The following is a 9,402-nucleotide window of genomic DNA, read 5'->3' on the forward strand; positions in this document are numbered from 1 at the left end:
GGGCGCGCCCCCCGCCCCCCACACCCCGACGGCCCGCCCGCGCGCCACCCCGCCCTGGGGGAACCACGCGCGCGGCCGTTCCGGGCCGGTCGGCGGGCCGGTCAGGCCCCGCCGCGCGGCGCGCGCCGCGCACCGACCGCCAGCACCACCACGGCGACCGTGATCACGAGGCCGAGCACCAGGCTCACCGGACCGGTACCGAGGTCGAGGCCGCCCCGCTCACGGCCGACGCCGGCCCAGTCGGCGAAGCAGGCCCCGAGCGGACGGGTCAGCACATAGGCCCACCAGAAGGCGAGCACGGACGGCATCCGCAGCAGCCGGTGACCGAGGGCGGGCACCGCGATCAGCGCGGCGAAGACCAGCCCGGAGGTCAGGTACCCCCAGCCGAAGGTGGCCGCGGTCAGGTCGCCGACGGCCGTGCCGAGCGCGAAGGTGGCCATGACGGCCGACCAGTAGAACAGCTCGGGCCGCCCACCGGAGACCGTCTCGACCGCGAGCGTGCCCTCCGTCCGGCGCCACAGCCAGAACACCAGGGCCAGCGCCAGGGCGAAGACGGGCGCGGACACCGCGTACGGCACGCCGAGGGCGACATGGGCGACATCGGCGGCCATGGTGCCGAACACGCTCACCATGACCACCGCCGCCCAGTAGACCGCCGGCAGATGGCGGCGGGTGCGCGCCTGGGCGAACAGCACCACCGCCAGCAGCAGGCCCGCCGAGCCGACCGCCGGAATCGGCCCCATCGTGCGGGCGAGGTAGTCGGAGGTGGTCTCACCCATCCCGGTGGTGAGGATCTTGACCACCCAGAACGCGGCCGTCACCTGCGGGACCTTGCTCCACACCGGCCGGCCGGACCCGGCCCGGCGGCCGGCCGCGCGTGTCATTGTCGTGCTGGCGCCCAAGACGACGGCGCTCCCTTCCCGAGGCGCGGCCCGGCCGCGCCGACCCGATGGTTCAGCCGCCCAGGACCGTGTTGCCGGTGATCGTGCCGGTCGCCCCGTCCACGGTCACCGCGTGCCGGACACCGTCCGGGCCGACCACCACGGCCCGCCAGGCCCGGCCGCCGCCCTGCTCGGCGACGGTGGTCAGCGACTCGACCTTGCCGCCGGCGACCCCGGCCACGGCCTTGGCGGCCGCGTCGGCCGCCTCCACGGAGGGCAGCGGCGCGGGCGCGGCCTGTCCGCCGTGCCCGTCCTCGCGCCCCTCGCCCTCGCGGCCGTCCTTGTGACCGCCCTGCCCCTGGTGACCGCGGCCCTCGCCGTCCCGCCCCGACGGACCCCGGTGACCGCGGCCCTCGCCGTCGCCTCCGCCGTGCCCCTGGTGACCGTCCTCGGCCGCCATCGCGTGCTTGCCGTGCCCCTCGCCCTCGTGCTGGACCGCCACCGCGGCCGCGCCACCGCCGATCACCACCACCGCCGCCGCACCGGCCGCGGCCCAGCGGGCCGGCCGCCCGCGCAGCCACCGCCGCCCGCGCAGCCCGTCGCGCAAGCCCTTACCGCCCGGCCGCGCCTGCGGTTCCGTACCTTCGACGGGCTCGCTCACCGCGCCCACCCCGATTCTGTGCCACGGCCCGGGCCCTGCGCCCGGACGACGGGGTCAGCATGACCGGGCGTCGCTGAAGGAGCGCTGAAGACCTGAAGACGGCTTCAGCGAACCGCCCCGGCGACCTGCCACCCTGGGGGCATGCGTGTACTGGTGGTGGAGGACGAGCGACGACTGGCCCTGGCGCTGCAGCACGGGCTGACCGCGGAGGGATTCACCGTCGACATCACCCATGACGGGCTCTCCGGCCTCGCCCGCGCGACGGACCACTCCTACGACGTGATCGTGCTGGACATCATGCTGCCCGGGCTCAACGGCTACCGGGTCTGCGCCCGCCTGCGGGCCGCCGGCAGCGACGCCGGCATCCTGATGCTGACCGCCAAGGACGGCGAGTGGGACGAGGCCGAGGCCCTGGACACCGGCGCGGACGACTACCTGTCCAAGCCGTTCTCCTTCGTCGTCCTGGTGGCCCGCCTCAAGGCCCTCGCCCGCCGCATCGGCAGCCGCGCGCCCCGGCGCACCGTCCTCGGCGACCTGGTGGTCGACTCCGCCGCCCGCACCTGCACCCGCGCCGGCACCCCGATCCCGCTCACCCCCCGCGAGTTCGCCGTCCTCGACCACCTCGCCCGCCGGGCCGGCGAGGCCGTCTCCAAACGGGAGATCCTCGAACAGGTCTGGGACAGCGGCCCCGACAGCGACCCCAACACCGTCGAAGTCCACGTCAGCGCCCTGCGGCGCAAGATCGACACGCCCTTCGGTCGCGCGGCGGTGCAGACCGTGCGCGGGGCCGGCTACCGCCTGGCGGCCGACGGTGGCTGAGCCGACCCCGGGCGGCGGGCCCGTCCGCGCCGTGCGCCGCCGGGCCCGCGCGCTGCTGCGCCGGTTCGCCCGGCACCCCCGCGTCGCCCCGCTGGTCGAGCGGCTGGCACCCCGCTCGGTCCGCACCCGCACCACCCTGGCCGCCTGCGCCAGCGTCGCCGTCGTGCTGCTGGCCGCGTCCGCCGCCGTGCTCCTGCTGCTGCGCGCCAACCTGGAACGCACCGTCGAGACGGGCGCCCGCGAACAGGCCCAGGTCGTCGCCCGGCTCGCGGCCGACGGCCACCTGGGCGCCGCGCTGCCCCTCGACCACGGCACCGACTTCATCCAGGTCACCGACGCCCGCGGCCGGGTGGTCGCCGCCAGCCAGAACCTCACCGGCCGCGCCGCGCTCGCCCCCGGCACCGGCGCCCGCGACGGGCACGACACCTACGACCTGCACGCCCTCGGCCGGGAACACCACCAGCGGGTCACCACGCTCACCACCGAGACGCCCACCGGCCCGGTCACCGTCCGCGTCGGCGCCTCCCTGCGCACCGCCGACACCGCCGAGGACCTCACCACCGCCGCCCTCGCCGCCCTCAGCGCGCTCCTGGTGCTCACCGTCGGCGCGCTCACCTGGCGCGCGACGGGCCGCGCGCTGCGCCCGGTGGAGGCGATCCGCGCCGAGGTCGCCGCGATCGGGGACCGCGACCTCGACCGGCGCGTCCCCGAGCCCCGCAGCGACGACGAGATCGCCCGCCTCGCCGGCACGATGAACGCCATGCTCGACCGCCTGGAGGCGGCCGGCACCCGCCAGCGGCGCTTCATCGCCGATGCCTCCCACGAGCTGCGCAGCCCCCTCGCGGTCCTGCGCACCCAGCTGGAGGTCGCCCGTACCCACCCCGACCCGGAGGTGCGCGCCGACCTGGTCGCGGGGGCCCTGGAGGACACCGAGCGCCTCCAGTCGCTCACCACCGACCTGCTGCTGCTCGCCCGCCTCGACGCCGGCGGCGGGGACCGCCCCGACGAGCCGGTCGACCTGACCGGGCTGGTCCGCACCACCGCCCTGGCCGGCGGGGCCCGGCCCCACCCGGTCACCCTGCACACCCCGGACGAGATCACCGTCACCGGCAACGCCCTGTGGCTCGGCCGGCTGCTGACCAACCTGCTCGACAACGCCCAGCGCCACGCCCGGCACCGCGTCACCGTCCGGCTGTCCAGGGACGGCGGCACCGGAGAGGCCGTGCTCGACGTCGCCAACGACGGGCCCCGGATCGATCCGGCCGACCGGGAGCGGATCTTCGAGCGGTTCACCCGCCTCGACGACGCCCGCAGCCGCGACGACGGCGGCACCGGCCTCGGCCTGCCCATCGCGCGTGACATCGCCGCCCTGCACGGCGGCAGCCTCACCGTCCGGGACGCCCCGGACGGCACCACGTTCCGCACCCGCCTGCCCGGTACGAGGGGGTAGCCCGGACGATCGGGGGGGGGACGCGACGGCGCGACCGGTCAGTGCCGCGCCGACGCGGTGTAGTCCGCGCGCAGCGTCACCAGGGCGCGCAGCAGGTCCCCGGTGCGCAACAGGGTGCGCCCGTCCGGCGCGTGGACGTCCCAGAGGGCGGCTCCCGAGCGGACGGCGACGCCGAGCTCCAGCGGCCGGGTGATGTCGGTGACGTCGCTGACCGCGATCCGGTCCTCCTCGGCGAGGGCGCAGTAGGTGCGGCCCATGCACTTGACGAGCCGGGCCCGGCCGGGAGCGAGCCCGCAGCCGGGGGGCTGCGGGCAGGAGGCGGTGGGGGATCCGCCGACCGGGCGGGGAGAGGCATCGAGCATGACCTGTCACTCCAAGGCATCGGACCGACACACAACGTCAACTGTGGCACAGGCCCGGTTCCCGCCAAAACGCCACCGCGCCGACGGCGTCCGGCGGATGAGGAGCGGGAGCACCTCACGGCACGGGGCCGAAAGGGTCGCTCCGGCTTCGGCCGGCGCTCGTTCGTACACCACACCGGGCGGCGGGGTGGGAGCGCCCTTCGCCGGCCGGGGCGGGGCACCGGCCGGCGGAGGGTCCGGACCTCGGGCAGGCGTTCGCGCGGCCCGGGTTGCGTTCGAACGGCGCCTCCCCCGGCCCTCGTCGAGCGGAGCGGCCGCCCGGGACGACCGCCGGGCGGGCCGGCGGCCGTCCCGGGCGCTCAGGCCGCGTAGCGGACCGGGAGTGCGGCGAGGCCGCGCAGGAAGTCCGAGGAGCGCCAGCGCAGCGAGCCCGGGGCCACCGCGAGTTCGAGCACCGGGAAGCTCGCCAGCACCTCGGTCAGGGCGACCTTGATCTCCTGCCGGGCCAGCTGGTGGCCGAGGCAGAAGTGCGGGCCGTGGCCGAAGCCCAGGTGGGCGGAGGTGGAGCGGGAGATGTCGAAGGCGTGCGGGTCCTCCCGCAGGGCCGGGTCCCGGTTGGCGGCCGACAGCAGGAAGCGGACCAACTCGCCCTCCCGGATCACCACGCCGCCGGCCTCGACGTCGCTCAGCGCGACGCGGTTGGTGGTGGACAGCAGTGACCCGCGGAACCGCAGGGCCTCCTCGGCGGCGGCCCCCGCCAGCGCCGGGTCGGCCCGCAGCCCGGCCAGTTGCTCCTCGTGGGTGAGCAGTTCCAGCAGGGCGCTGGCGATGACGTAGGCGGTCGTGACGTGCCCGGCGAACAGCAGCACCGAGCTGAAGCCGACGAGTTCCTCCCGGGTGAGCGCCGAGCCGTCGTCCAGCTCGGCGGTGACGAGCTCGCTGAGCAGGTCCTCGGTGGGCTCGGCGCGCTTGGCCTCGACGAGGTTGGCGCAGTAGGCCGCGAACGCGTCCTTGGCGGCCTCCCGGACCGGCGCCGACGGCGAGTCCATGTTCTTGACCCGGGTGTGGAACACCTCGCGGTCGGCCAGCGGGACGCCGAGCAGCTCGCAGATCACCTCCAGCGGGAAGGGGTTGGCGAAGGCCTCGATCAGGTCGACCGTCCCCTCCCGGGGCAGCCGGCCGAGGATGCCGCGGGCGATGTCGACCAGCCGCGGTTCGAGCTTGCGGACCGTCCGGGACGCGAAGGCGGCGCTGACCAGGCGTCGGTAGCGCGCGTGGTCGGGGTTGTCCTGCTCGAAGAGCACGATCGGGGCGTCGGGGGTCTGCGCGGCGCTCGGCGCGTGGGTGTGGAGGTCGTTGGAGAGCCGGGAGTCACCCAGCAGCCGGCGGGTCAGCGCGGCGTCGAGGACGGTCCAGGCCTCGACGCCGTCGGCCTGCCGGGTGCGGATCACGGGGTGCCGGCGGGCGAGCTGTCCGAGCTCGCGTTCGGCGTCGGGGAGTGCGGAGACCTGGACGAGGTCGAGGACGGGGATCACGGTGGTCCTTCCTGCGCGCCGGGGATCCGGGCCGGGAGTGGGGAGGGGTCAGGAGCCGGGGATCTGCGGCAGCTCGCGCAGCCAGAGGTGACGGCTCGCGATGCGCCAGCGCTCGCCCTCCTTCTCCAGCAGGTCGACGTAGGAGCCGCTGCGGCCCGGCTCGTTGCGGCCGTCGTCGAACGCGAAGCTGACGGAGAGCAGCGAGCGCGCCTCGGCCGTGGTCGCGTCGAGCCGGGTGACCAGCGTGTTGGCGGTCAGGTGGCGCTGGTGCGCGCCCCGCACCCCGGTGTTGTGCCGGTACAGCGCGGCCATCGCGGCCACGATGTGCTTGCGCGTGGTCACCGCGGGCGGGAAGCCCTCCGGCTGGGGGGTGAAGGTGAAGACGGCCTGCTCGGTGAAGAGATCGCCGAGCGCCTCGAAGTCCCCCGAGTCGTAGTACAGGCTGTAGGCGGCGACGACGTCCTGGATCGCGGCCCGGTCGGCCAGGAAGGCCGGGTCGAGATGCCCGGTCGATCCGGGGACGAGTCGGGTGCGGGCGGGCGCGGTGTCGGTCATGAGCGGTGTTCCCCTTGGTCGAGTGCCGGACGTGGTGGGTCGGTGGGCGTCAGCGCGGCGCCGGGGCGAGAGCCGCGATCCAGTCGCGGACGGCCGCGCCGGTCCGGGCCGCGTGCTCGCCGATCATCGTGCAGTGGTCGCCCTCGACCTCCAGGGCGGTGTGCTCGTGCGGCCAGGACGAGCGCCACTCCTGACCGGTCATCGGCTCCTCGGGCGAGCCGGGCACGCAGCGGGACGGCCGCACGAACAGGGTGGGCACGGCGGTCCGCTCCGGCTCCCAGCCGCGGAACATCCGCCGGTACCGGCCGATCGCGGTGAGGCCGACGTAGCCGAGCGCGGTGAACGCCTGCCGGCGGACGATGACCTCGTAGTTCATCGCCCTGCGCATCTGCCGGGACATGGTGGCGGGCAGGTAGGTGTCCAGCAGGACGAGACCGGCCGGCGCGGTGCCGAGCGCCTGGAGGCGGGCGGCCACGCCCTGGGCGAGCCAGCCGCTGGACGAGTAGCCGAGCAGCACGAACGGCTCGCCCTCGGCGCAGCGCAGGGTCGCCTCGGTCAGCACGTCGAGCAGGACGTCGCGGGAGGCGGCGAGCGGCTCGCCCGCGCGGAAGCCGGGGACGGTGAGGACCGCCGTGCCGGAGAACCCGTCGAAGGCGGTCGCCAGCCGGCCGAACTGGAGGGCGCCGTCGACCGGCGCGAACGGCGGGAAGCAGATCAGCCGGGGTCGGTCGGCACCGCCCTGCGACATCCGGACGAAGCCCGGTGCCCCGGCCAGCAGTGCCGGGTCGTCACAGCTCTCCCGCAGCCCGGAGGCGCCGACCAGCAGCGCCTCCGCGTCGTCCATCTGGCCGCGCAGCGCGAGTTGCCGGTAGACGGAGCCGAGCAGCTCGTTGGAGTCCTCGGCGCCCGGCTCCGGCCGCGGGCCGCGGCGCACGGCCGTGCCGTCGCCGAGGGCCTCGGCCAGGTGCGCGGCGAGGGCGACCGGGGTCCCGTGGTCGTAGACGAGGGTCGACACCAGGTCGAGTCCGGTCGCCTCGGCCAGCCGGTTGCGGAGTCCGACGGTGGCGAGCGAGTCGAACCCGAGGTCGCGGAAGGGCTGTTCCGGGTCGACCGCCCGGGCGTCGGTGTGGCCGAGCTGCGCGGCGACCTCGGTGCGGACCAGGTCCAGCAGTTCGGCGGCGAGCTGCGCGGGCGAGCGCTCGACGGACCGGTCCCGGAGCGGGTGCGCCCCGGAGTCTGCCCCGGAACCGGCCGGGTGCTCCGCCACCGACCCCGCGGCGGGCGCGAGTTCGCTGATCAGCGGACGCGGCCGGGCCGCCGTGTAGCTCTGGGCGAGCCGCGCCCAGTCCACGTCGGCGACGGTCACGTGGCCGAGGTCCTCGGCCAGTGCCTGGCCGAGGGCGGTCAGGGCGGTGGCGGGTGCCATCGGCCGTACTCCCAGGCGGTCCAGGTGACGCCCGGCCGCGCCGTCGGCCATGCCACCGGCCGCCCAGGGGCCCCAGGCGACCGCCGTCGCGGTGAGCCCGCGGTCGCGGCGCCGGAGGGCGAGCGCGTCGAGGTAGGCGTTGGCGGCGGCGTACGCCCCCTGGGCGGTGCCGCCCCACACGCCGGCGCCGGAGGAGTAGAGGACGAACGCGTCGAGGCCGGCGGAGCCGAACAGCTCGTCGAGGGCCAGCGCCCCGGCCACCTTGGCGGTGACGGTGGCGGCGATCGCGGAGGGGTCGGTGTCGGCGAGCCGGGCGGGACCGGCCACTCCGGCGGCGTGCACCACCGTACGGATGTGCGGGAGTTCGCCGTGCAGGAGGTCGCGCAGCCGGGCCGGCGCGTCCGGGGCGGCGAGGTCGCAGGCGAGCGTCACCAGCTCGACGCCCGAGGCCGCGAGGTCGGCCCGCAACCCGTCGAGCCCCGGGGTGTCCGGGCCGCGGCGGCCCAGCAGCAGTACCCGCTCGGCCCCGTGCGCGGCCAGCCATCGGGCGGTGTGCCCGCCGAGCGCGCCCGTGCCGCCGGTGATCAGCGCGGTGCCGCCGGTCCGCCACCGGGCGGGCCGGGCCGGCCCGTGCTCGGCCGGCCCCCGGGTCAGCCGGCGGACGAACGTGCCGAGCGGGCGGATCACGATCTGGTCCTCCGCGCCGGGGCCGGCCAGGACGGTGGCGAGGCCGGCCAGGGCCCGGTCGTCGGGCAGCGCCGGCAGGTCGACCAGGCCGCCCCAACGGTCCGGGTGCTCCAGGCCGATGACGCCGCCGAGGCCCCAGATCCCGGCGCCGACGGCGGACCCGAGGTCCTCGCCCGTGACGGAGACCGCGCCGGCCGTCAGGCACCAGAGCGGGGCGGCGACGCCCGCGTCGCCGAGGGCCTGGACCAGGGTGGTGGTGGCGGCGACCGCGTGGATCAGGCCAGCGCCGTCCGCGGCCTCCGCGTCGCCCTGGTCCTGGTCCGCCCCGAGCAGCGAGACGATCCCGGCGTAGCCGTCCGTCGGGCCCGACCCGCCGATCCACCCGGCGAGTTCGGCGCGGTCCGCGGTCTTGGCATCCAGCTCCCGGCGCAGCACCTCGGCCCCGTGGCCGGACAGCGCCTCGGCCACCGCGTCGCCGAGGCCGCCGCCGGCGGCGGTGTGGACGAGCAGCCAGCGGCCGGCCGGCCCGGCTCCGGTGGCGGCGGCGCCGGACCACGGCTCCCACCGCACCTCGTAGCGCCAGTCCCGCGCCGTCCGCGCGGCCCGGCTCCCGGTGCGCCAGGACGACAGGGCGGGCAGCAGGTCGTGCAGCGGGGCGTCCTCGGGCACCTCCAGCAGGGCGGCGATGCCGCCGGTGTCGGAACGCTCGACCCCCGCCCAGAAGCCGGCGTCCCCGGCGTCCGCCGCGCCGGGCTCGACGGCTACCGGCTCGGCGGCGGGCGACTCGGGTTCGAGCCAGTAGCGCCGCCCCTGGAACGGGTAGGTCGGCAGGTCGACGCGGCGCGCCCCCGCCAGCCCGGCCGCCCAGTCGACCGGTGTGCCCCGGACGAAGGCGGCGGCCAGCCCGGCCGCGAAGGTCGCCGCCGGGGGCCGGTCGCGGCGTTGGGTGGGGATCGCCGCCACCCCACCACCCGCCGTGCACTCCGCCACCATCGCCGTCACCACCGCGTCCGGCCCCACCTCCAC

The 9,402-nt window shown here is 76.8% G+C and carries 8 protein-coding genes; 2 read left to right on the top strand and 6 right to left on the bottom strand.

Translation table 11 applies throughout. The annotated features are described in order from the left end of the window. Positions 1–101: 101 nt before the first annotated feature. Positions 102–821 carry a hypothetical protein gene (locus ACFXHB_RS43535; RefSeq protein ID WP_380582585.1) on the bottom strand — a complete coding sequence of 240 codons (720 nt, stop codon included), beginning with the start codon at positions 819–821 and terminating at the stop codon, positions 102–104. A 133-nt stretch (positions 822–954) separates the two neighbouring features. Next, entirely contained in the window at positions 955–1,542 is a 588-nt protein-coding gene (locus tag ACFXHB_RS43540) for a hypothetical protein (RefSeq protein WP_380582587.1), read from the bottom strand. A 141-nt stretch (positions 1,543–1,683) separates the two neighbouring features. On the opposite strand from ACFXHB_RS43540, the gene ACFXHB_RS43545 reads away from it, so the two are divergent. Together ACFXHB_RS43545 and ACFXHB_RS43550 are read left to right on the top strand one after the other, a co-directional pair. Beyond that, positions 1,684–2,361 carry a response regulator transcription factor gene (locus ACFXHB_RS43545; RefSeq protein ID WP_380582589.1) on the top strand — a complete coding sequence of 226 codons (678 nt, stop codon included), beginning with the start codon at positions 1,684–1,686 and terminating at the stop codon, positions 2,359–2,361. Continuing rightward, positions 2,354–3,811 carry an ATP-binding protein gene (locus ACFXHB_RS43550; RefSeq protein WP_380582591.1) on the top strand — a complete coding sequence of 486 codons (1,458 nt, stop codon included), beginning with the start codon at positions 2,354–2,356 and terminating at the stop codon, positions 3,809–3,811. The genes ACFXHB_RS43545 and ACFXHB_RS43550 overlap by 8 nt, the downstream gene beginning before the upstream one ends. 38 nt (positions 3,812–3,849) lie before the next feature. Here ACFXHB_RS43550 and ACFXHB_RS43555 read toward each other — a convergent pair whose 3' ends face one another. The 4 genes from ACFXHB_RS43555 to ACFXHB_RS43570 all read right to left on the bottom strand — a co-directional run. Beyond that, on the bottom strand, positions 3,850–4,173 hold the full coding sequence (locus ACFXHB_RS43555; RefSeq protein ID WP_380582593.1) for a hypothetical protein: 324 nt from the start codon (positions 4,171–4,173) through the stop codon (positions 3,850–3,852). 359 nt (positions 4,174–4,532) lie between these two features. Beyond that, positions 4,533–5,708 carry a cytochrome P450 gene (locus tag ACFXHB_RS43560; RefSeq protein WP_380582595.1) on the bottom strand — a complete coding sequence of 392 codons (1,176 nt, stop codon included), beginning with the start codon at positions 5,706–5,708 and terminating at the stop codon, positions 4,533–4,535. A gap of 48 nt (positions 5,709–5,756) precedes the next feature. Continuing rightward, positions 5,757–6,263: a nuclear transport factor 2 family protein gene (locus ACFXHB_RS43565; protein WP_380582597.1), complete on the bottom strand. Its 507-nt coding sequence runs from the start codon at positions 6,261–6,263 to the stop codon at positions 5,757–5,759. 49 nt (positions 6,264–6,312) lie between these two features. Next, the coding region (locus ACFXHB_RS43570) for an SDR family NAD(P)-dependent oxidoreductase (RefSeq protein ID WP_380582599.1) at positions 6,313–9,402 on the bottom strand (3,090 nt) is incomplete at its 5' end.

Source organism: Kitasatospora sp. NPDC059327 (assembly GCF_042752535.1).
GTDB lineage: Bacteria > Actinomycetota > Actinomycetes > Streptomycetales > Streptomycetaceae > Kitasatospora.

Bases quoted from the DNA above. Each gene is read 5' to 3' on its own strand.
- ACFXHB_RS43545 (WP_380582589.1), top strand. From the start codon at position 1,684: ATGCGTGTACTGGTGGTGGAGGACGAGCGACGACTGGCCCTGGCGCTG.
- ACFXHB_RS43555 (WP_380582593.1), bottom strand. From the start codon at position 4,173: ATGCTCGATGCCTCTCCCCGCCCGGTCGGCGGATCCCCCACCGCCTCC.
- ACFXHB_RS43565 (WP_380582597.1), bottom strand. From the start codon at position 6,263: ATGACCGACACCGCGCCCGCCCGCACCCGACTCGTCCCCGGATCGACC.